Source organism: Antrihabitans auranticaus, assembly GCF_016481275.1.
Classification (GTDB): domain Bacteria; phylum Actinomycetota; class Actinomycetes; order Mycobacteriales; family Mycobacteriaceae; genus Antrihabitans.
On record NZ_JAEMNW010000001.1, the window covers coordinates 1,533,918 to 1,555,330 of the forward strand.

Annotated in this window: 16 protein-coding genes and 4 pseudogenes; 9 read left to right on the top strand and 11 right to left on the bottom strand. The window is 58.8% G+C overall.

Annotated features, from left to right (window positions below; all coding sequences use genetic code 11):
• Positions 1–50: 50 nt before the first annotated feature.
• The 7 genes from JGU72_RS07135 to JGU72_RS07165 all read right to left on the bottom strand — a co-directional run bounded on the left by JGU72_RS07135 (position 51) and on the right by JGU72_RS07165 (position 7,572).
• Positions 51–1,094 (bottom strand): MlaD family protein, encoded by a 1,044-nt coding sequence (locus JGU72_RS07135; protein ID WP_199682963.1) that lies wholly within the window; start codon positions 1,092–1,094, stop codon positions 51–53.
• A complete protein-coding gene (locus tag JGU72_RS07140; RefSeq protein WP_199682964.1) occupies positions 1,082–2,089 on the bottom strand; it encodes an MlaD family protein in 1,008 nt (335 codons plus the stop codon). Before JGU72_RS07140 ends, JGU72_RS07135 begins: the two co-directional genes overlap by 13 nt.
• Positions 2,086–3,135: an MlaD family protein gene (locus tag JGU72_RS07145; protein ID WP_199682965.1), complete on the bottom strand. Its 1,050-nt coding sequence runs from the start codon at positions 3,133–3,135 to the stop codon at positions 2,086–2,088. The genes JGU72_RS07140 and JGU72_RS07145 overlap by 4 nt, the downstream gene beginning before the upstream one ends.
• Before the next feature lie 4 nt (positions 3,136–3,139).
• Positions 3,140–4,006, bottom strand: coding sequence for an MlaE family ABC transporter permease (locus JGU72_RS07150; protein WP_199682966.1), 867 nt, complete (start codon positions 4,004–4,006; stop codon positions 3,140–3,142).
• On the bottom strand, positions 4,006–4,878 hold the full coding sequence (locus JGU72_RS07155) for an MlaE family ABC transporter permease (protein WP_199682967.1): 873 nt from the start codon (positions 4,876–4,878) through the stop codon (positions 4,006–4,008). The genes JGU72_RS07150 and JGU72_RS07155 overlap by 1 nt, the downstream gene beginning before the upstream one ends.
• A gap of 168 nt (positions 4,879–5,046) precedes the next feature.
• Complete coding sequence (locus JGU72_RS07160) at positions 5,047–6,642, bottom strand: flavin-containing monooxygenase (protein ID WP_199682968.1); 1,596 nt, start codon at positions 6,640–6,642, stop codon at positions 5,047–5,049.
• A gap of 30 nt (positions 6,643–6,672) precedes the next feature.
• Positions 6,673–7,572 (bottom strand): metal-dependent hydrolase, encoded by a 900-nt coding sequence (locus JGU72_RS07165; RefSeq protein WP_199682969.1) that lies wholly within the window; start codon positions 7,570–7,572, stop codon positions 6,673–6,675.
• A gap of 1,242 nt (positions 7,573–8,814) precedes the next feature.
• On the opposite strand from JGU72_RS07165, the gene JGU72_RS07170 reads away from it, so the two are divergent.
• Both JGU72_RS07170 and JGU72_RS31210 read left to right on the top strand, forming a co-directional pair.
• Positions 8,815–9,996, top strand: a complete 1,182-nt coding sequence (locus JGU72_RS07170) for an ISAs1 family transposase (RefSeq protein WP_307828331.1) — start codon at positions 8,815–8,817, stop codon at positions 9,994–9,996.
• 184 nt (positions 9,997–10,180) lie between these two features.
• Positions 10,181–10,375 (top strand): annotated as a pseudogene (locus JGU72_RS31210) (TetR/AcrR family transcriptional regulator); the annotation flags it as partial.
• 165 nt (positions 10,376–10,540) lie between these two features.
• On the opposite strand, the gene JGU72_RS31215 reads toward JGU72_RS31210, so the two are convergent.
• Positions 10,541–11,119: a hypothetical protein gene (locus tag JGU72_RS31215; RefSeq protein WP_307828355.1), complete on the bottom strand. Its 579-nt coding sequence runs from the start codon at positions 11,117–11,119 to the stop codon at positions 10,541–10,543.
• Between the two features lie 174 nt (positions 11,120–11,293).
• The gene (locus JGU72_RS07180; RefSeq protein ID WP_307828332.1) at positions 11,294–11,677 is read right to left on the bottom strand and encodes a DUF4873 domain-containing protein; all 384 of its coding nucleotides are present in this window, start codon (positions 11,675–11,677) and stop codon (positions 11,294–11,296) included.
• A gap of 203 nt (positions 11,678–11,880) precedes the next feature.
• Between JGU72_RS07180 and JGU72_RS07185 the strand changes: the two genes are divergently transcribed.
• From JGU72_RS07185 to JGU72_RS07205, 5 genes are all read left to right on the top strand, one after another.
• Positions 11,881–12,852, top strand: a complete 972-nt coding sequence (locus JGU72_RS07185; protein WP_199683268.1) for an AurF N-oxygenase family protein — start codon at positions 11,881–11,883, stop codon at positions 12,850–12,852.
• A 107-nt stretch (positions 12,853–12,959) separates the two neighbouring features.
• Complete coding sequence (locus tag JGU72_RS07190; RefSeq protein ID WP_199682971.1) at positions 12,960–14,537, top strand: flavin-containing monooxygenase; 1,578 nt, start codon at positions 12,960–12,962, stop codon at positions 14,535–14,537.
• Complete coding sequence (locus JGU72_RS07195; protein WP_199682972.1) at positions 14,534–15,394, top strand: SDR family NAD(P)-dependent oxidoreductase; 861 nt, start codon at positions 14,534–14,536, stop codon at positions 15,392–15,394. The genes JGU72_RS07190 and JGU72_RS07195 overlap by 4 nt, the downstream gene beginning before the upstream one ends.
• 61 nt (positions 15,395–15,455) lie before the next feature.
• The gene (locus tag JGU72_RS07200) at positions 15,456–16,496 is read left to right on the top strand and encodes a ferredoxin--NADP reductase (RefSeq protein ID WP_233530274.1); all 1,041 of its coding nucleotides are present in this window, start codon (positions 15,456–15,458) and stop codon (positions 16,494–16,496) included.
• Between the two features lie 150 nt (positions 16,497–16,646).
• Positions 16,647–17,381, top strand: coding sequence for a TetR/AcrR family transcriptional regulator (locus tag JGU72_RS07205; protein WP_307828333.1), 735 nt, complete (start codon positions 16,647–16,649; stop codon positions 17,379–17,381).
• A gap of 463 nt (positions 17,382–17,844) precedes the next feature.
• Here JGU72_RS07205 and JGU72_RS07210 read toward each other — a convergent pair.
• A pseudogene (locus JGU72_RS07210) lies at positions 17,845–18,093 on the bottom strand (transposase); the annotation flags it as partial.
• Positions 18,094–18,219: 126 nt separating this feature from the next.
• Between JGU72_RS07210 and JGU72_RS07215 the strand changes: the two are divergent.
• A pseudogene (locus JGU72_RS07215) lies at positions 18,220–19,534 on the top strand (IS256 family transposase).
• 693 nt (positions 19,535–20,227) lie between these two features.
• Positions 20,228–21,094, top strand: a complete 867-nt coding sequence (locus tag JGU72_RS07220; protein WP_169590521.1) for a metal-dependent hydrolase — start codon at positions 20,228–20,230, stop codon at positions 21,092–21,094.
• 101 nt (positions 21,095–21,195) lie between these two features.
• Here JGU72_RS07220 and JGU72_RS30605 read toward each other — a convergent pair.
• A pseudogene (locus JGU72_RS30605) lies at positions 21,196–21,390 on the bottom strand (universal stress protein); the annotation flags it as partial.
• Positions 21,391–21,413 lie beyond the last annotated feature (23 nt).

The window sequence follows — 21,413 nt, forward strand, 5'->3', positions numbered from 1 at the left end:
CTCCAACGATCGACATTAAACCGCGGGAAGCAAGCAGCCGTTCCACTGTCTCAGCACGCCTTTCCGGGAACGGGTATGCATAGAGCAGGCGCCGCGATCGTGGCCGACGCTTGGTCGATAAGAACGCCACCTTGCGGAGAGACCACATGCTGTAGTCGCGATAGCAAGTCCTGCACACTCACGACGACTCCCCCGAGTTTTTCACTTAACCGCTGCATTTCGGGAATGGCTTCAGCAAGTTTGTGGGCCATCGGCTTCAACGTGGACTGCCACGTCGGCTCGAGCGCCGCGATGCGCGACAATACCTCGCCGATCGTGGTGATAGCTTGATCGATCTCCGCTCGTTTGTCGATCGCGATCGTCTCCATCAGATTTATTCTCGTGATCATGTCGCCGAGTACCGATTTCGACGCATTGACGGCGGTCAAATATTCGTCGACGAATGCCAACATTCGGGAAACGTCGTCGTTCTGCCTTTCGAGGACGTCGACAAGCGATTCGATCGCATTCCCTGTTCGTCGAATTCCCTCCGGGCTCGACGCGATCGCGGACTGCGCGGCCGCGAAATTCTTGCGTAAGGTTTCGCCGTCTACATCGGAGATAGGCGTAGCGGCATCCTGAAACACCTGCGACAGGCTGTACGGCAGCCGGACGTGGTCGGCTGGAATCGATCGTTTTCCCAACGCGGATGTGCCGGCCGGAGTGACGGCAACGTAGTGGCCACCCACGATGGTGAGCATTCGGATGTCGAGCGTTGTCTGGTCGCCAAGGAAGACGTCACTATCGACAGTGAATGTCATGTGGACGGTGTCGGAGCGTAGCTCGAGCGATGTCACCTTCCCGACCGGCACTCCGGCGAGGCGAACGCCATCACCGACCTTGATCGACCCGGCTTCGGACAGGTCGGCGGTATAGGTCGACTTGCCCAGTGGCACAACGAAGATGACAGCGCTAGCGACCAGGGCGAGCGCTACGACAACTGCACCTGCTATGCCCCAGCGCAACTCGTGCCGTTCGAGCGCTGCACCGTGCAGAATCGGCTTGTCGCTTGCGAAGCCAAACCTTCTGAGTGACCTTTGATTCAGCGTTTGCATATCGATATCCTTTGCCCGCCGATAAGCACGTTAAGGGGTCCCGGAGCCGACGCGTTCCCGTTCGTGCAGGTGAAATTCACGCCCGGCCCGGTGTCAGGTATGAGGGCATTGAGCGATTGAAGCAGCGCAGGTAAGCGGCCCAGAACCTCGACCGCGTGCTGCGGATCGGGGAACAGCAACTTGATATCGGTGTCGAAATCGGGATTGGTCTCGGTTGTAAGCCCCAGGGTGGCAAGCAGATCGTTGATCGGCCCCAGGATGGGTGGAGCGATGAGGGCGAATTCGATAATGCTGCCGATCTTGTCGTGCAACGTGGCGATCAAAGTCGAAAGTTTGGTGATCAGCGAGACCAGCTGCCCCGACTTCCCGCCGATCTTGTCGGAGACCGCCCTCAGGTTCGAGAAAAGGACCGAAATTACGGCTTGGCGGTCGGTGACGTAGTTGCTCAGCGTCTCGATCGACTTAAGTGCCGGTCCGATTCCAGCGCCGTTACCTTCGATCACGGCGAGCATGGTCTCCGCGAATTGATTCAGGGCGCCCGGTGAGAATTCGGCGAGAACGGGTTCCAACCCGTTGAACAGTGCTGTGATATCGAACGACGGAATGGTCTGCGACGTTCCGATCGTCGTTCTCGCCGCTATCTCAGCAGCCGACACCGCCGGTTGCTGGATATCGACGTACCGTTGGCCAGTGAGATTCTGATAGCGGATCGCGAGTTTGCTCGTGTCATAGATCGCTCGCTCGCGTTGCAGGGTGAATCTCACCACCGCCTGATTTGCGTCAAGCTCGATCGACTGCACCTTGCCGACTTGTACGCCGTACATGCGCACGTCGTCGCCGGACTTGAGTCCGTTAGCGTCGGTGAAAACGGCAGCGTAATCATGCGTGTCTCCCGACACTGGCCGTTTGACCGCTTGGACCACGAACGCCAGCAACACAGCGATGACGACCGTGAACAATGTCAACTTCCACGCGACCTGGAAGACTGGTTTCATCGCGCGCCTCCCGCTAGGGGAGCCGAAGAGGTCCCGAGCAGTGGTACCGACAACGCTGGGACTCCACGCAGCGTCAGCGCCAGGTTGAGTATCGGTCCGTCCGGTGTTTCGGTGAACGAGTTGTCCAGTCGGTCCAGTATTTCGCGGAGCTGGGAGCCGGATAGTTGCGGAGAGGGCACCATCTGACTCGTGATGTTCAGAATCGGTGTCAGCATGTCGGCGTAGCCGGTGAGGTAACGCTGCGCTGTGAAGAGCGTGTCGGCGACCGCCGGAAAGAAATCCTTCGCGATGGTGTTCACACCGGTGTCGAACAGATCGCGCTGGGTTCTCAACACTTCGATGTTTTTGAAGCGGTCCAGCAGCTTGACGGTGCCATCGATAAGCTCGGCGGCGCCCGTCAGCGTAGATCCATATTGACCGAGCAGGAAAGAGACGGGGTATTTCTGTGTGTCGGCGAGGTTCTGACCGGTCGCGATCATGGCTTCGATTAGCGGGGTGAACCACCCGAGGTTAGCGGCAACCCTCGTCAGGTTTTCGGCGAGTTGCGGGGTGAGCACCTCGGTGCTCGTCTGCGAGAGGGACCGGATAAGCGCACCCATGGTGGCGTCTTGCGCCCTAGCCGGATCGTCGCTGAGATCGACTATTTCGTTCTCCTGCAACGGCGAACCGCCGTCCCTGCGTTTCAGCTCGACCTCGCTGATCCCGAAGAGATTTGCCGGTGCGTAGTCGATGGCGAGGTTGTCGGTGACGCCGAAAAGCCGTGACTGGTTCAGCTTCAAAGTGATCAGCTGTCGCCCGGCCTCCCCACTGTCAATCGCGGCAATCGAGCCGACGTTCACTCCATCGAGACGGACCTGGGTACCTGGCGCGATACCGTCCCCGATCCGATCCGTCTGTAAAACGATCTCCATCCGGTTGTCCCCGCGGGCATTGTCGATCACGATCCACGAGATCGCGACCACCGCGACCACCGCTAGAGCAAGCACACCCGTTACTTGTGAGCGGCGCTTAGTGGTCGATACGCCTGGAATTCCGTATATCGGCATAGCCCTAACCTGTGAATTCGATCGATGAATTGAAACCCCACAGCGCGAGGGTCAGCAACATGTCGAGGGCGATGATCGCCACGAAGCTCGCGCGAACAGCCCGACCAGATGCAATACCCACCCCCTCCGGCCCGCCGGTCGCGAAAAAGCCTTGGTAACAATGGATCAGAATGACGGCGATGCAGAAGACGAGCACTTTGATCACCGCTGCGGTCACGTCCCAGCCACTGATGAACTGAAAGAAATAGTGGTCGTATACACCGGAGGCTTGTCCGTGCAGCAAAACGATGACCAAGCTGCAGGAGAAATAGCTCAGGATCAACGCGATCAGAAACGTCGGAACGATCGCGATTGCCCCGGCGATCACCTTGGTCGTGACAACGAAAGGTATCGACCGCAGGCCCATCGCTTCCAGCGCATCGATTTCCTCAGAGATTCGCATCGATCCGATCTGAGCAGTCATCCGACATCCGGCCTGGGCCGCGAATCCGATGCCGGCAGCGATCGGGGCCAACTCGCGAGTGTTCGCGAATGCCGAGACGAGGCCGGTGACGGGGCCCATTCCAATGATGTCGAGGGTCGCAAACGATTCGATCCCGACCGAACCGCCCATCACCAGGCCGAGCACGATCAGCATCGGAACAGTGCCACCGCCCACGATGATCGACCCGCGCCCCCACGTCATGTCCGTGATGGTGCGCATTGTCTCGGCGCGATACCGCTTGAGCGTCATCGGGATCGACGACAGGGCTTGCCACACGAAACTCAAGACGAAGCCGATTGTTTCTACCGGTGCCGAGGACCTGCCGCGTTTGCCGAGGATCCGTTTCGCCAAGCCGACGTGCTTGGGTGCATAACCGGACGGGGGCATCAGGCTAGCCTCACTGGAATGAACATCGTGACCAATTGAGTGATCAATAAGTTCACGATGGTGATCGAGACTACTGACAGAACCACAGCGGCATTTACGCCGTCGGCGACACCGCGTGGACCACCCTTTGCTTCGAGCCCGCGCTGACAGGCAATCACTACGACAAGAAACCCGAAAATCATTGATTTGAGGACGGATACCCATACGTCGGCGAGGGTCACAAACGAACCGAACGTTCCCCAGTAACTACCCGGTGTCACGTCTTGTCCACCGACCGCCACAGCGTAGCCAGCCGACACGCCGACGAAGATGATCAGGATATTCAGCATCGGCGCAACAATCACCATCGCGACCATGCGCGGAATGACTAGCCGGTGTATAGGGCTGATGCCCATTGTGCGCAAAGCATCGATTTCCTCGCGAATGTTGCGGGCGCCCAGATCCGCTGCGATCGCCGCGGCGCCGGCGCCGCCCAACAGCAGACCTGTCGCCAACGGGGCGCCCTGTTTGATCACCCCGAGGCCGCTGGCGGCTCCCAGTAGAGAATCCGCGCCGAGCTGATGAATCAGGTTACCGACCTGCACCGAGACGATCACGCCGAACGGCACCGCCATCAGGATCGCTGGTAGCGCCGTCACAGTGATCAGATACCAGCACTGTTGAAGCATCTCTCGCCACTGAAACTTCAAACTGACAATATCGCGGCCCGCGCCACCGACGGACTCCCTGGCGACGTCCACTGCTCGACCGAACGTCCGCAAGCTCGAGACGACCGAGTCGGAGAAATTCTTTCGCACGATCCTTACATATGGGGCAGCTACCCTGTCTGGAGCGCCTCGCGTAGCGGTCGCATGTACATTTGCATCCGTCATTCCTTACCCCTAGATTTCGGCTGAATTAATCGCACATAAATCGCCGTCTATGAGGGACCAAAACGGCGGCCGGCACGGATGACCCAGCAGGCTGGGGAACATCGTCAGACTTTCGCAGGAGTGCTGCTGGATCAGCCGCGCACCCACAATCGAACGTGCTTAGTCGAGTCACTGGTCGCCATTCTCGACGCGCCGTGTTGAGGTTATTCCGGCCGGGATGGCGGGCCGAAGCGTTTCTATGCCGTAGACGTAGTCGTTCAGGTCGTAGTGGCGGTTCTGCCAGTACATTTCGCCATGGGTGGACGGCCGAAATGGCGAATCTCCGTGGTGGTCGAGGTAATACGTGTTCGACCCCGCGCATGTTGGGGTGAACAACATGTTCGATTCTTGTCGCTTCAAGCATTTCTTGAAGTACGCATCGTGGACGTTTCGGCGGATTTCGCAACTTGTAGCACCACGTTTGTTCGCCTCACCGATTGCCCGGCTCAGGTGAGCTGTGGTGGCCTCGATCATCCAGATGTAGGAACCGAGCACAAACCCGTAAGGCCCGATGACAAGGAATAAGTTAGGAAAGTCCGGGATCGACACACCATGATAGGCCTGGAATCGATTATTTTGCCAGAATTCTCCGAGCTCTAGACCGCCGCGTCCGACAACCGGGAAAGGCGGCATCGACCCTTTGTCCCACAGCTTGAAACCTGTGGCACAGATCAGCACGTCGAACTCGTGCTCGATTCCGTCGACCGTCACGACACCCTTCTCAGTGACCCGCTCGATGGATTCGGTCACCAAGCTCACGTTGTCGCGATTGAAGGTCTTCAGATACGTGTTCGACATGGACGGACGCTTGCAGCCGAACCCATACTGCGGGATCAATTTCTCGCGGGTGACCGGGTCGTCGACCTGGGAGCGCATCCATTTGCGCATCTGATGCTCCGTTGCGCGTCTGCTGAGGTCGTTCAGCCACGCCGGTCCCACCAGCATGGTGCTCATAGCGAGTTCTGTTCCGACCGTGCCGACAGCGCGGAATGCGGACCGAAGAGTTCGACGGCCCAGAATTCGTCGACCACGAGACCCGATCTCCGCGTCGGGTTTAGGACCCAACCAGATCGGCGTTCGCTGAAACACCGTGAGTCTGCCGACCTGCTCGGCGATCGCCGGCACCAGTTGCAACGAGGTCGCGCCGGTGCCAATGACAGCGACCCGTTTTCCCGTGAGATCCACGTCGTGATCCCACAGTGCGGTGTGCATCAACGAACCTGCAAACGAATCGAGTCCGTCGATGTCGGGCAGCTTCGGCCGCTCGAGCCCACCGACGGCGGGAACCAGGAACCGGCACGTGATCTGTTCCCCGCCGTCGGTACGCAGCCGCCAAAGGTTCTGCGTCTCATCGAATTGAGCGTGTTCGATCTTGGTGTTCACGCGTAACTTCTCACGCAGGCCGTGCTTGGCGACAATGTCTTTCGCATACCGAAGTAACTCCGCGCCTGGGGCGAAAACGCGCGACCAATCTGCTCGCTGTTCGAAGGAGAAGCTGTAGATGAACGACGGGATGTCCACTGCCACACCAGGATAAGTGTTGGCCAGCCAAGTCCCTCCGACGTCGCCCCATTTCTCCACTATCAGGTAGTCGTGGATGCCTTTACGCTGCAGGGCGATAGCGGAGGCAATTCCACCGAACCCGGCCCCGATGACGACGACTTCGTGATCGGGAACCTCTTCTTCAGAACTGGCCGTCGTCTCGACTTGCGTACTCGAGGTCATGCGCGGGATCCTGTCGTTGTCAGTTTTTCATTATTTGAGATGGTCGACGAGAGTGCCCTCGGCACCGAACAATTCAGCGCGCCAGTACGCCAGAAGCGCCTCGTTGTCGATGTCGGACGGGTGGAAGCCCGGCTTCATATAGCGCAGCAGGGGTGGCGTCAACCCTTTGAAAAGCGGCCCTCGCAGCGTCGCGACAGTTCCGCGTGCAATCCGCACCGGATTGCGCCCATCGGGATCCTGGACCAGCGACACCAACGTCGCCACAGCGATGAGTGGGAATGCAAGGCTGGACATTCCCGCCATCATCGCAATCCGCAACCACTCGGGACCGCCGACGGTCTTGTAAACATCGAAAGCCACCGCCTTGTGCTCGACCTCTTCGAGTGCATGCCACATCAGCAGGTTCTTGACCTCCGGATCGTGGGCCATGTCTTGCACCTCTTGATTCGACAGGATGCGCTCAGCGAGGATCGCCGTGAAGTGCTCAGCGGCCGCGGTCATCGCCAAAGGCATGAGGCTGGGTAGCCAATCTTCCAAGCGCTGAATCGGCTTGAAGACTGCATTCATGAACTTGGTGCTGTAACCGATCTCCACGAGCTTGTCGTTGAGGGAACGATGTTCTTGTCCGTGCGACATCTCCTGACCGATGAAGCCGCGAATCTGCTGGCGTAAAGCAGGGTCCTTGATCTGGTCGCTGTATCGGCGCACCGACCGGATGAACAACTCCTCGCCAGGTGGAAACGACATCGATAGCATCGCGATCAGGTGGCTGAAAACGAGGTCGTTGTTCGCGAAGTGGCGCACCATCGGAGTTGGCTCGCCGAATTCGAACTTGATTCGGCGGAGCTTGACTCGGTCCACCGGGGCGATTGGTGCGGGCTTGCCGTGGTCGGCCGGATTCAGAGAAGTGGATCTGCGAGCCGTAGTCATTGGTATTCCTCCAGTAGATACGTTTGATATCACACACTGTGAACGCAGTATGCGTTGGGCCTCATCGGGAGCGTCAACGACGGCTCCTTGTGGTCGCCGGCACCCGGAACAGCAACGCGCGACGCCGCTGCCTTCCGCCGCACAAGCTCGTCTACTGCCGGTTCGAGCTTCTCAGAACAGTACATGTATGCGGTACCCCATGTCACGTACTTTTTTCAGAAAAACTAGACAAGCCCGCTGACCGCCTTAGTCATTTCAGCGAACAACGGCGGCCGATTCGCCCCGGGCAAACTACCCTGAAGCTGAATTCTGTTGTGCTCCCATATCATTGAAACCTATCGAAGTACATGCACCAAACACTTGCGTGCGAAGCCGACGTTCACCCGGGGTTGGGAACCGAAGGTACCGCAATGCAGCCGAAGTGCGAGAGATCTAGCCGACAACTGTCGCCGACGTACACGACCCGGGCGACAGTTCTGCCCGTTCGAGGGCATCCGAGACTACCGTTTCTGTGGATCGCGACAGCTGATTCTTCGCCCGTGCGGCAACCGAATTGGGTGCCGACGCGGCGTACCGCTGGCCGCGAGTTAGGCCCGGTTCGACCCCAGAACGCTGGTAGACCAGCGGTATCGAACATTGCAAACCCACTCGGACTTTGCTGGTCCACCGCTCCGGCAGGCCAAAGTGAATTCGAGCCGTCGCAGTTGTCTACCAATCGCGGAGGCAGCTTTGCCTTACGGCATGAGACTGACGATGTAACCGTTCAACCTAGATTCAAGCGCATTCGAGATCATCTAAAGGACACGAGTACGGCCCCCCACTGGACTGGAGGCCGATCGTCACCTGGCGGTTCCTCGCCGTTTGTTGGACTAACGGGCAAAACGAGACGAACAAGCCGCTACCTCAGCACGAGCATGCAGGCGGTCCGCTTGGCTCCAGCCGAAGAGGTCGAGCGATTCGCGGCCAGTTCAACCAAGGAGAGCCGGCCAGCGATGCAAACGAAGCGCTCACTCCGACTGATACAGATCCAACTCCGCAGTCGACTACCGTTCTCCATCTGCACTATTCCGCACAGGCAACGGCAGTATCGAAGTCCACAGGGGTGAGGCAAAGTCGATAGTCAGGTGGGTTGAGCTGCGGGTTTGATATGCGACACGCCGAAGAATTCAGGTTTGGGCGCAGGCGCGGCGGGACCGTTGATCATGAAGGTTCCTATGCCGTCTGATCCTCGGAGAGCCCGCCGTGCCTGCTGTCTCATCTTCACCTATCGATGCCCTTGCCCGCCAGTTCGAGCCGGTCGCGGAGATCCCCGCCGCGGTTCGGCGAAGCTTGCTCGACGCCCTCGAATCGGTTCCGGATCCACGTAAGAAGCGTGGTGTGCGCCACCGGTTCGGTGCAATAGTGTTCGTCTCGATCTGCGCGGTGGTTTCGGGCGCGAAGTCGTTCGCCGCGATCGCCGAATGGGCAGCCGACGCGGCCGGGGACACCCTGCGGGGTATGGAAGTAGGAGCGCCGGACGCATCCACGATCCGTCGGGCGTTGACCCGCGCGGGTGGAGACGGTTTCGACGCGGTGATCAGCTCGTGGATCGCCACGCGGCTGTGCGCTGCGCGGGCGGCGGGGACCGCAGGTCGGCGTCGGGCGGTGGCCGTGGACGGTAAAACCCTGCGCGGCTCACGGACCGGCGATGAGCGGGCCCGGCATTTGATGGCGTGCTTGGATCACGGCGCAGGTGTGGTGCTCGGGCAGGTCGACGTCGACATCAAAACCAACGAAATCCCCATGTTTGCAACACTTCTCGATTCCATCTCGGATCTGACCGAGGTCGTCGTGACCGCGGACGCGATGTATGCCCAGCGCGGGCATGCCGAGTACCTGCACGGCCGGGGAGCGCATTACGTGCTCACGGTGAAGGGAAACCAGCCGAAGCTGCGCCGCCAGTTGGCGTCGCTGCCCTGGGGCGATGTCCCCGACGGGCACCGTGAGACCGACACCAGCCACGGCCGCAAGGTGACCCGCACCTACAAGGTGGTCACGATCGCCGCAGGAATCGCGTTCCCGCACGCCGCGCAGGCCGTGCGGATCACCCGTACCCGCAAACGGATCGGCAGCAGTGCGCGGGCGTCGCAGGAGACGGTGTACGCAGTTACTTCGCTGACCGCGCCACAAGCTCAACCGGGCGAGTTGGCCCGCTACATCCGTGGGCATTGGCGGGTGGAGAACAAGCTTCATTGGGTCCGCGATGTCACGATGGGCGAGGACCTCTCGACCGTGCGTACCGGCGGCGGGCCGCAGATGATGGCCAGTCTGCGCAACCTCGCGATCAGCCTGCTGCGACTGGCAGGTCACGACAACATCGCAAAAGCACTGCGGCACAACGGACGAGACCCCAAACGGGCACTAAAACTGGTGACTGCCAGCTGAAACACGACTTTGCCTCAGCCCTGTCGAAGTCCATGGCGAGTTACAACGGACGGCCAGAACGAGACTGATGTGACGAGTGAAGGCTCTGCAAGGGAATCGGTGCGTTACCTCATCGAGCAACAGGTCCCCGTAGACTCGACGTTGTGGGCACTTGCAGACTAGAAAACGAATTGACGGTATCGTTATGCGGCCGCTGAAGTCGGCGGATGGTGACTATGTGGACCCGCGAACCGCGCGGTCACGGGCCCGACTCATCGAAGCGGCAACGTCGTTGCTTTCTTCGGGGGGAGTCGGGGCTGTGACCATAGAAGCGGTGACAGCGCTGTCGCGGGTTGCGCGTACGACGCTTTACCGGCAGTTTGGGAGCAGCACCCACCTCCTCGCCGCCGCCTTCGAGCATCTCCTACCGCCGGTGGTATCGCCCCCCGTGGGAGGCGATCTTCGAGCTCGACTCGTCGAAATAGTGTGTCGGTCGGCTGAGTTGATCGATGCTGCGCCAGTACAGCTCTCTGTTCTCTGTTGGGTGGGACTCGGCCCCGCTCAGCTAGACAGCGGTCACCCGGTCGGAGTCAAAGGAGACAACCTGGTCGGCGTCGACAGCGACGCCGTGGAGTCGCTGCGGGCCCAAGTAGTCCATCGATATCGACAGCCCTTCGATGATTTGCTCGATAGCCCCCAAGCGAGGCGGCAACTTGGTGACTTCGACACGACCTTGGCCATAACGCAACTCGTGGGTCCCCTGGTTTTTGCACGACTCGCCGGTCTGCATTCGTTGGGGCCGAGCCAACTCACTCAGATTGTCGACGATTTTCTTGCGGCCAGAAAGGCTGGTGCCGAGATCAGCGACAGCGGTCGCCCTTTGGTCCGAGGTCGCGTAGCTCTGGCCAAGGTCGAAGATCGTTCGGAAGGCCAGGCCTGACCACTCAATCAGCGCTAGCGGAACCGATGATGAGACCCGTCGCCGCACGAAGCGATCACCGCTGGCGTTGCCTGGCAGCACGCGAGTTGCACTTGCACGGATCGTTTTGCTTCCCAGATTACCCAATTCTGGATGCGCTGGTGCCCTACGCAATCGCGAGTACGGCCGTATTGGACCGACGATCGGAACCTTGATCAGGTCCACACCTAATCGAGCACGTCATCCTTCATCAGTCTGATCTTGACTGCTGCGGATGTTCTCTTGACGATGTGCAGTCGCTGACTGCGTTTCGCTACTGCCCATAGCGCTAGTCCGGTCGGGCAATCTCCGCCATCGCAGACGGCGTCTCACCTGCGGTTGCACTGACACCCGGGTCGGTCATTCCACCGACGCGCGCCGATGAAAAGGCGGTCGACCGGTTCCTTCCAGCCTGTAGCGACCCCAAAAGTCGAGGTCCCCAACTGTTGCAACCGACTCTCCTTCAGGCGTTTTCAACCTGGCCTTGGCGCGTCTCCCCCGCAGAACCTCGCAGAGCTGAGGGGCTGGCCGGGTGCGGCCGTACCAGCGATAGAGACCATCGATCGGCTGGAAAACGCCGCGCAGCTCGATCTCGACGTCGAAATCGCAACCGTCGATCGTCAGTCTGCCGGGTCCTATGTAGTCCGAGCGTTCGTGTGAATCAGCCATATGTGCTGTCTTCCTTAGGGTTTCGGATTGCTTCTTGCGGTCAGCCGACACCTTCGCATCCACTCCCGCCCTCATGAGAGTGTGGTCCTCTCGGAAGCAACATCGGGACTTGACAACCGACGCGCTTACGCACAAAGGTATAGCATACTCCGAGTAACGGCTACTGCCTCGTTGGTCAAACTCGCTGGAAGGCAAACGCGTCTGCGAGACGACCAACGCCCGCCACACAGGCGGATGCGGATACCGGAAGCACTCGAACTCTGCAAAGGATGGCGAAGATGACAAGTCAAAAAGTTGCAATGAACAACGACAGCACCTCCGGCGATCGCTCGGTGCGGGTAGTCGGGAGGAGGCCGGTAGACATCCAGAAGTCCGCTGGCCGGCTACTGAGATCGTCTGCGGAGAAGTCTTACGATGCTGAAGTCGACATCGACTGGGACAGTCCGTGGGTGCCAGACAAGAAATGGCTACCCGAACACAGGACCTCGCTCTACGGTACAAAGATCTGGCAGCGACTCACTCCGGCACAGCGAGTGGAGCTAGGCAAACATGAAATCGTGAGCATACTGAGCTTCGGCATATACGCCGAGAATTTCTTGAGCTCTGCATTGCTACGCACGGCCGCCAGAGGCGACCTCACGGACGACAAATCGCTTTACGCCCTGACTGAGGTCGGCGACGAGTCGCGCCACTCGACGATGTTTGCTCGATTGATCAATAAAACTGGTATCGCGCCATACAAACTACCGATCGGGACTCTAACCTTCGCGAAGATCCTTCACTTTATTCCTCTCGGGCCGTCCGTATCCGGCGCGACGTTGCTTATCGAGGAAATACTGGACCGAGGCCAGCGTGAAGCAATGAACGACGAAGAATTACAACCGCAACTCAGGCAACTCATGAAGATTCACGTACTTGAAGAAGCGCGACATATTACGTTTGCGCGGATGGAACTCGTTGACGGCATGCAAAGCCGTCGCAGAGTGACACGAGCATGGCACCGCGGAGTACTCGCCGTCATCGCAAATCTCGCATACCCGATTCTAGTCAATCCACGTGTGTACCGATCAGTCGGCATACATCCAGTGAGGGGATTCATCGCATGCCAATTCGGCCCCCACTACAGAGAGAATCTTCAGTTCATGTCGGAGCCGATGATTCGTTTCTTCTATGAAGCGGGAATGCTCGACGGAAAGATCACCGGCTGGCTTTGGAGATTGAGCAGAAGCCTTCCGGACGACTTGAAGTGACTGCTTCGCATCATATTTTCCGATGATCCCGCCGCGCGGCACCGCTCGTCGCGCGACTTCCAAGACAAATGACTCCAACGACTGCAAACTCACCCTAGAGGATACAAATGACGACACGCACAACCAGGAAGTCGAAGCCCAGTTCGGCCGGTGCCAAGATTCACCGCACAGACGTACTGATAGTCGGCAGCGGATTCTCCGGACTAGGCATGGCGATGCAGCTTCGCAAGGCTGGACTCGATGATTTCCTTATCATCGAAAAGGCATCCGACATAGGCGGAACGTGGCGCGACAATGTATACCCTGGTTGCGCCTGCGATGTGCCGTCCTACATGTACTCGTATTCGTTCGAACCCAGATCCGACTGGAGCAAAGTATGGGCGGGGCAACAAGAGATCCAGGACTATCTCACCGGTCTGGCCACGAAGTACGACTTGTACTCCCGCACGCACTTCGGCTGTGCTCTCTCCAGCGCCTATTGGGATGAGGCTGAATCGAGATGGCGTGTCACGACATCTGACGGAAGCGAGTATGTCGCACGCTTCCTAATCTCCGGAATTGGCGCTCTCCACATACCGAACATTCCCGACATCAAAGGTCAGGACACATTCAATGGGCAATCGTTTCATTCAGCACAATGGGATCACGAATGCTCGCTGGAGGGTAAGCGGGTAGCCGTGATCGGCACCGGCGCAAGTGCCATTCAATTTGTGCCCAAGATAGCGCCGCTAGTCGCCGAATTGCAGCTATATCAGCGGACACCAGCATGGGTGCTTCCGCGCAGGAACTTCTCCGTCCCGGGTTCCCTCCAAAAGATGTTCGCCCGCACACCCCTGCTGCCGAGAATCCTGCGCTCCGCGATCTACTGGTCCGCGGAATCTCTGGCGATCGGGCTCAACGGGCACTCCAACCTGATGCGGCCAATCGAATATATAGCGAGGCGGAACATCGCCCGTTCCATCGATGATCCTGCGCTACGAGAGCGTCTGACTCCCGACTATCGAATTGGCTGCAAACGAATCCTCGGATCGAACGACTACTATCCGGCTCTGAACTTGCCGTCGACAACCGTGATCACCGATGGAATCGCAGAAATCAACGAAGATCGTATCGTTTCTACGGACGGCCAGGAGCGCAAGGTCGACGTAATCATCTATGCAACCGGATTCCACGTCACCGACGGATTCGACAGCCTTAAGTTGAAAGGTTCTACCGGTCTCGAGTTGGCAGCACATTGGAATAACAGCGGAATTAACACCCATCTGGGAATTACGGCAGCCGGATTTCCGAACCTCTTCTTCCTACTCGGGCCGAATACGGGGCTGGGTCACAACTCAGTAGTTTTCATGATTGAATGCCAAATCAAATATGTGCTCCAAGCGATTCGGTTGACTTCCGAACGCCAAGCAGACGCACTCACCGTGCGAGAGTCTGTTCAAAATGCCTTCAACAGCACAATCCAGCGCAAACTGGCCAACGGAGTCTGGACCAACGGCGGCTGTACAAGTTGGTACCTCGATTCGAACGGTGTCAACCGGACAGTGTGGCCCGGCTTCACCTGGCAGTACTGGTTACAGACTCGCAAGGTGTCCGAGTCCGACTTCGAATTTACCGGACGTCCAGAATCGAATACGACAAAGCGGGATACAGCAGGCGCCGACATGGCAGAAAAGGCGAAGTCATGAGGACATTTTCGAATAAAGTCGTTGCGATCACGGGAGCGGGATCAGGAATTGGGCGCGCACTCGCGCTGCAGCTTGCCGCAGAGGGCTCCCGATTGGCGTTGTCCGACGTCAACATCGACGGGGTTTCCGAAACGGCCGCGCAGTGCCAATCACTGGGCTCTCTTGCTCGAGCCTATAAGCTCGACGTCGCCGACAGAGAAGCGTTCAAGGACCATTGCTCGGCGGTAATCGAGGACTTCGGCTCCGTCAACATGTTGGTCAACAACGCCGGCGTGGCTCTGGGCGCCGACGTCCTCGACATGAATTGGGAAGACTTCGACTGGTTGATGGGAGTCAACTTCTGGGGTGTCGCGAACGGGACGAAACTGTTCCTCCCCAAACTCATCGAGTCGGGCGACGGGCACGTTGTGAATGTTTCCAGTGTATTCGGGCTGATGGCGATTCCTAGTCAAAGTGCCTATAACGCCGCCAAGTTTGCGGTCCGAGGGTTCACCGAAGCCCTTCGACAAGAAATGAAAATTGAACGCCACCCGGTTGGCGTGACATGTGTGCATCCAGGTGGCATAAAAACAAACATAGCGCGTAATGCTCGCGGCGTTGAGGCCATTGGCGACCTTGGGAAGATGGTCGAGCACTTCGACCGAATAGCCTTGACAACACCGGAGCGAGCAGCGAGCGCGATCCTGAAGGGAGTGCGTCACAATAAGCCTCGCGTGCTGATTGGACCAGACGCTCGGGGATTCGATGTGATCACTCGGGTGGTTGGGCCACGCTATCAGGATATAAATGCGCCTTTGGCCCGCCTGGGCTACGCGATCGGGCGGAAGTCGGGTTTGCTGCGTAGCGAGACGCCGTAGCTTTTTCGCTCGCAGCCTGAGTTATTGAACTATTTGTCATAAATCACGAAGGATCTGTACCTTGACTTCATTGAGCCCTGGGCTGGAACTCCGCGTTGCTGAAGTTTTCCAGGAGAGCCCACAGGCGATATCCATCGTCTTCGACGTCCCGGATTCGGGCGTCGAGCATTTCCAGTATCTACCTGGCCAGTTTCTAACGCTCCGTGTTCCGAGCGAGAGGGATGGATCTGTTGCACGTTGCTATTCGTTGTCGAGTTCTCCGCACACCGAAGATACCCTTGCGGTCACGGTTAAACGGACCGAAGGAGGATACGCCTCCAACTGGTTGTGCGACAACATCGAATCGGGAATGATTTTAGCAGTACTTCCCCCTGCCGGCCACTTCACTCCAAGGGACCTCGATCGAGACATGGTGTTGTTCGCTGCCGGCAGCGGTATCACTCCTATCATGTCCATTATCAAATCCGCACTGGCCGAGGGCTCGGGCCATATCACGCTGTTCTATGCGAATCAGGACTCCGAGAATGTGATCTTCGGTCCAGACCTAGCCCACTACGCAAAGCAATATTCGGAACGCCTCGACATTCAGAGCTGGCTTGAGAGCGAGCAAGGTTTGCCGACCGCAGATGTCGTGAAATACCTGTGTTCGGCGCACCGAAATTCTGAATTCTTCGTCTGTGGCCCTCCGCCATTCATGGATCTAGTCGTTAGATCTGCGGAAAGCGTGAACGTCACCCACGACAGAATACACCGCGAGGTTTTTCAATCGCTGCATGGTAATCCCTTCGAGGTGAAGGAACGCGCCAAATCCGCCTCGGCCGAAGACAGCGCACAAGCGATCGTCTATCTGAACGGCGAGAAGATCGAGATCGCGTGGCCGAGAGATCTCGGGCTGCTGGACGCGCTATTGAACGAGGACTACTCACCACCGTACTCATGCAAAGAGGGGAGTTGCGGCGCGTGCGTGTGCAGACTGCTGCAGGGGGATGTGGCCATGTTGGCGAACGATATCCTCGTCGCTGCCGACATCGCGGAAGGCGAGCGCCTAGCATGTCAGGCACTCCCTTTGACCGATGAGGTTACCGTCACCTTCGACATCTGACCACAACCTCGAAATCGCTTCGCTCGTGGTCGCTGTCCCTTTTCGACAACTAGCGGGGGGAGACATCCGTGCGCGCCTCCGCGAGAAATCGGAGTGTCATGTAGTCTCGGCACGTTAGACGCGGGCGTAGCATCAACAGTCGGAGACGGTGTGGTCAAAAGGGTTGACGCACGTTCATCTCGTTGGTTCGATCACCGCGCGGCGGTACGTGCGGACATAGTCGAGGCGGCTTTTCGCGCTTTCGACAAGAATGGCCCAGACGCACACATGGATGACATCGCCAAAGAAGCTGGTGCTACAAAAACCAAGTTATACAGACACTTCAACGATAAGCGCGATCTGCATGATGCTGTCGCTCGCCGTGTCAAGGCCTTGCTCTGGGAGGGCGTTCTTGGAAGCATCAATTTCGAGTCGGACTCTATCGACGACATTATTCACACGGCGGTTAGTCAGTACGCGCATTTGGTAGATCTCCATCCGAACGTATTTCGCTACCTGATGCGTAGCCATTTCTCCGACCGTTCTGGAGGTCCCGACCCTGCTCTGGATGACACCCAGCAACTTGCGACGCTCATCTCCGATCACTTCGCATCGGCACTGCAAAGTTCGGGAGTGAGCACCAAAGGGATCGACATGACTGTTCGTTCGATTGTCGGCGCCGGTCTCTCGGCCACCGACTGGTGGATCGAGTCTCAGTTCAGTCGCAGCCGAGCCTTGTCTTTAGACGATTTCATCGGTCAGCTCAGCGTAATTATTTGGGGTATCATCGACGCCACCAGCCGTTCGCGAAACGTCGAGTTCAGGCGCCATTTGCCCCTAGATTCGTCTAATGTTCGCGTCATAGACGAAACTCGATCCAGTGCGGAACAGCCGGTGATCAAATGATTGCATCAAATGCTTTCCCTCGGGCACCGGCAAGGTCATTAGGTTCGTTCTATGTCGAGACGGCGCCCTTAGTCGGTGCGGCGTCGTAACTATTGCCTCCGGCGTTTTCACCAGTTGCATGGTGCACCAGTTGCCTGCGGCGTTGCACCCGTGCGGTTCGTCGCGGTCCGGCACCGACGAGCACGTCTCCGCTTCCGGACCGGGCGCAGAATTGTTCTTCACAAGAGGTTTTCGGGTACGAACCGGTTACCAACGTGGCAGGTCGCAGTAGAGGTGTTGTTCGGCTTCGACCCTTTCGAAGGCTCCCCGAGGGTGGTCAACTCGCGTCACTAGCCAGGTATCGGAAGTTCGGCACGCGGTTCAGTTTCTATCTGAGTCTGCGGCGCGTTGCGCAGCCTCTCCCCCGTCCACGCCTATGTCGATCCACGCCAAAACAGACCGGCCGCAAACTGGCTCTTCAGATTTAGCAGGGGCGTAAGTGCCTGGCCCTGGATGGCGCTCGCCGTGATAGGCGGGTGCAGGCCCACCGTACCCGGCGACGTTGATTGTCCGGTGTTCTGAACCCGAACGCGATTCGACCGACGTGTTTGACGATGCGGTTGTAGCCCTCGCTGCGTGCGTTGGACAGTCCAGTCTCGATCGCGAGGATCATCGGTTCCTGCCACGTTTCGATGGTTTCGGCGAGTTTGTGAATCTCGGGCACCGAGCAGGCGGGAGCAATGATCAATACCTGTGGATGAGGGTTTTGGGAGTGGCGCACCTTCCCGGAGGATGATCTTCACGGAATCAGGTATTCGATCAAGACCAGCGTTGGCGCGCTGGTTGGGAAGGTACGCCCTTGCTCAAGGTAGTTCACGACACCGATTCGTCCAATGGGGACGGCGATGTGCCCGTGCGGTCGTTGCTCGACGAGATCGTTCGCGACGGCACCCGGCAGATGCTCGCGGCGGCGTTGCAGGCCGAGGTCGCCGCTTACATCGACCAGTTCGCTGATCAGGTCGACGAGAACGGCCACCGTCTGGTGGTTCGAAACGGCTCCCACCACCAACGCGACGTACTGACCGCGGCCGGTGCCGTGACGGTGCAGGCGCCGCGAGTCAACGACAAGCGTGTCGATCCGGATTCCGGTGCGCGGCAACGCTTTGCGTCGGCGATCCTGCCGGCGTGGACACGGAAGTCACCGCAGATGAACGAGGTGCTCCCATTGCTGTACTTGCATGGGCTGTCCACCAGCGATTTCGGGCCCGCGTTGGAGCAGTTCCTCGGCTCGGGTGCCGGGCTGTCGGCAGCCTCGATTACCCGGCTGACCGCCCAGTGGCAGGACGAAGCGAAGGCATTCGGGGAGCGCGACCTGTCCGGCACCGACTTCGTGTACCTGTGGGTCGACGGCGTCCACCTCAAGGTTCGGCTCGAGCAAGAAAAGCTCTGCCTGCTGGTGATGATCGGCGTCCGGGCGGACGGTCGCAAAGAGTTGGTCGCGTTGACCGACGGGTACCGGGAGTCGACCGAGTCGTGGGCGGATCTGCTGCGCAGCTGCCGGCGCCGCGGCATGGCTGCGCCGGTGTTGGCGGCCGGTGACGGTGCTCTCGGGTTCTGGAAGGCTGTGCGGGAGGTGTTCTCGACGACCCGGGAGCAGCGGTGCTGGTTCCACAAACAAGCCAATGTACTTGCAGCGCTGCCGAAGTCGGCGCATCCCGGTGCGTTGGCGGCGATGAAGGAGATCTACAACGCCGAGGACATCAACAAGGCCCCAGCTTGCGGTCAAGGCGTTCGCCCTCGACTACGGCGCGAAGTATCCGAAGGCGGTCGCGAAAATCGTCGACGACGCCGATGTGCTGGAGTTCTATCGGTATCCGGCCGAGCATTGGGTGCATTTGCGCACGACGAACCCGATCGAATCGACTTTTGCGACCGTACGATTGCGGACCAAGGTCACCAAGAGTCCCGGGTCTCGTGCGGCGGGAATTGCCATGTCTTACAAGCTGATCGATGCCGCGCAACTTCGCTGGCGGGCGGTCAACGCACCCCACCTGGTTGCGCTGGTCCGTACCGGCGCGGTGTTCCACAAGGGCAAGCTGCTCGAACGCCCTTCCGATATCACGCCCGAAGCGTCAACAACCGAGCCGGTAGCGGCCGGATCGGAGGTTGCTTGAAAGTTCCCGATCCACAGGTATTGACAATATCTCGCGGGGCTTGGGCGTATTCGTCGATGATCTTGTTTCGGTACTCGTTGGTGAACGTCCGGCGGGTCGGTTTCGCGGCGGGATCAACCGCCTGGACAGACGAGGTCGTTGTGGTCGGGCTGCTCATGGGATGTCGCTCCAGTCATGCCCTCAAAGACAGGTTCTCGGGAAGGTCCGAGTGTCTCACCTAAGCCTGCCAGAGAGGGCACCGAGATGGGCCGAGTGCTTCCCTGGGCTGTGCCACGTCGTTATTAGGTCCTATCGGTACTGTTACTGCATCCGTTCTGGATCCGGTTCGTATCGCGGTCAGCACGCGATCAGTTAAGTCGAATAGTGTTGTTCTACACTTTATTTCGCATGAATTTGGTCAGAATAAAGAGGCGAGAAGGGCGGCTCGTGGGGTTGTGCACGCTCAGGTTTACCGAGATGTGATCGCGCAAATTGCGATACATGTAGTAGCGTATACTGGCAGGCTATACCTGCATGAATCGCAGAGGGTGACCTGCCCTCTGCTGCGCAAAGTACAAGCACGGAGCATGGGTGCTCGAAGGGCGGATTCCAGCGATCGTTGCAACACCTGCCCCATTTGGGTCGGATGTTCGATCTCCGCAAGGTCCGTACTCAGAGGGTCCAGCGCATTAACACCACCCAAAGGAGGACGGCATGACCGCAAATCAGGAACAGGTACGGACCGCGCCGATCGACCGTGTCAAGCCGCGACGGATCAAGTTCGAATTCGGTGAACCGACGCCGATGGTGCGGCACTTCGCGAACAACGACCTGGTGTTCAGTCATCTCATCGCCACGCTGTCGATGTCGTTTCCTGTCGGTGAAGAGTTGTTCATCCGGTCGGTTCGCCGGTACAGCGACCAGATCGCTGATCCCGTGCTGCGGCAGCAGATTCGAGGCTTCATCGGTCAGGAAATGTCGCACGGGCAAGAACACCGTCGACTCAACGACAAGCTCGTGGAAATCGGGTACAGCACCAGGACGGTGGACACAATCCTCAAGGGCGTAGAGCGCTTAGAAGGATGGTTGCCAAAGCGTGGACCGTTGGCGATGACCGCGGCGGCGGAGCACTTCACGGCAGTCCTCGCGGAGCGAATCCTGTCCAGTCAGGAGGTGCAGGACATGGCCCACGATCCGGAGGTCAAGAACCTGCTGATGTGGCATGCGCTCGAGGAGGTCGAGCACAAGGCTGTGGCGTTCGACGTGTACAAAGCCGTCGGCGGCCGCGAATGGTCGCGAATCATGACGATGGTGACGATGTTCGGCGTCGCGTTCCCGCTCATCGCTGCAGCAACGCTGGTTTCGGTGGTTCAGGATCCGAAGGGGCGCAATCCGGTGCGAATTGCTCGTGGAACTGTGGCGACGCTGCGGGGGCCGCTCTTCAAGGGGATGACGCCACTCCTGTTGCGCTATATGAAGCCGGGCTTCCACCCCTCCGACATCGACAACGAGGCGCTTCTCGAGTACTGGCGCGCTGAATTGTTCGGTACCGAGGGCACCCTCGTCGACCATCTCACATAGAGGGGATGGGCTTTGGATTCGATTAGCCGCCTGCGGAATGGAATCGGCCTAAAGTCGAAATGATCGGTTCGGCCGCATGGCAGACGCGCGTCAACGCCCTCTCCGCGAACTTGGTACACTTCGTCTTTCAAAACGTTCTCCGCCGCTGCAGCGACCGTGGCATCGTTCGGGAAATAGGCGCACGCCACAACCAGCTCGGCGTCGGCATCACCTGCAATCGCACCAGCCTTGTCCACGGCCTTCAGCGATGATTCAGATCCGTCGGTCCCGACGATAATCGTGCGATAGGCAGTCATGCTTCCTTCATAGGGTGTTGGTC

Bases quoted from the DNA above. Each gene is read 5' to 3' on its own strand.
- JGU72_RS07180 (WP_307828332.1), bottom strand. From the start codon at position 11,677: ATGAGGGCGGGAGTGGATGCGAAGGTGTCGGCTGACCGCAAGAAGCAA.
- JGU72_RS07135 (WP_199682963.1), bottom strand. From the start codon at position 1,094: ATGCAAACGCTGAATCAAAGGTCACTCAGAAGGTTTGGCTTCGCAAGC.
- JGU72_RS07185 (WP_199683268.1), top strand. From the start codon at position 11,881: ATGACAAGTCAAAAAGTTGCAATGAACAACGACAGCACCTCCGGCGAT.
- JGU72_RS07165 (WP_199682969.1), bottom strand. From the start codon at position 7,572: ATGACTACGGCTCGCAGATCCACTTCTCTGAATCCGGCCGACCACGGC.
- JGU72_RS07190 (WP_199682971.1), top strand. From the start codon at position 12,960: ATGACGACACGCACAACCAGGAAGTCGAAGCCCAGTTCGGCCGGTGCC.
- JGU72_RS07150 (WP_199682966.1), bottom strand. From the start codon at position 4,006: ATGCCCCCGTCCGGTTATGCACCCAAGCACGTCGGCTTGGCGAAACGG.
- JGU72_RS07160 (WP_199682968.1), bottom strand. From the start codon at position 6,642: ATGACCTCGAGTACGCAAGTCGAGACGACGGCCAGTTCTGAAGAAGAG.
- JGU72_RS07195 (WP_199682972.1), top strand. From the start codon at position 14,534: ATGAGGACATTTTCGAATAAAGTCGTTGCGATCACGGGAGCGGGATCA.
- JGU72_RS07155 (WP_199682967.1), bottom strand. From the start codon at position 4,878: ATGACGGATGCAAATGTACATGCGACCGCTACGCGAGGCGCTCCAGAC.
- JGU72_RS07145 (WP_199682965.1), bottom strand. From the start codon at position 3,135: ATGCCGATATACGGAATTCCAGGCGTATCGACCACTAAGCGCCGCTCA.
- JGU72_RS07140 (WP_199682964.1), bottom strand. From the start codon at position 2,089: ATGAAACCAGTCTTCCAGGTCGCGTGGAAGTTGACATTGTTCACGGTC.
- JGU72_RS07220 (WP_169590521.1), top strand. From the start codon at position 20,228: ATGACCGCAAATCAGGAACAGGTACGGACCGCGCCGATCGACCGTGTC.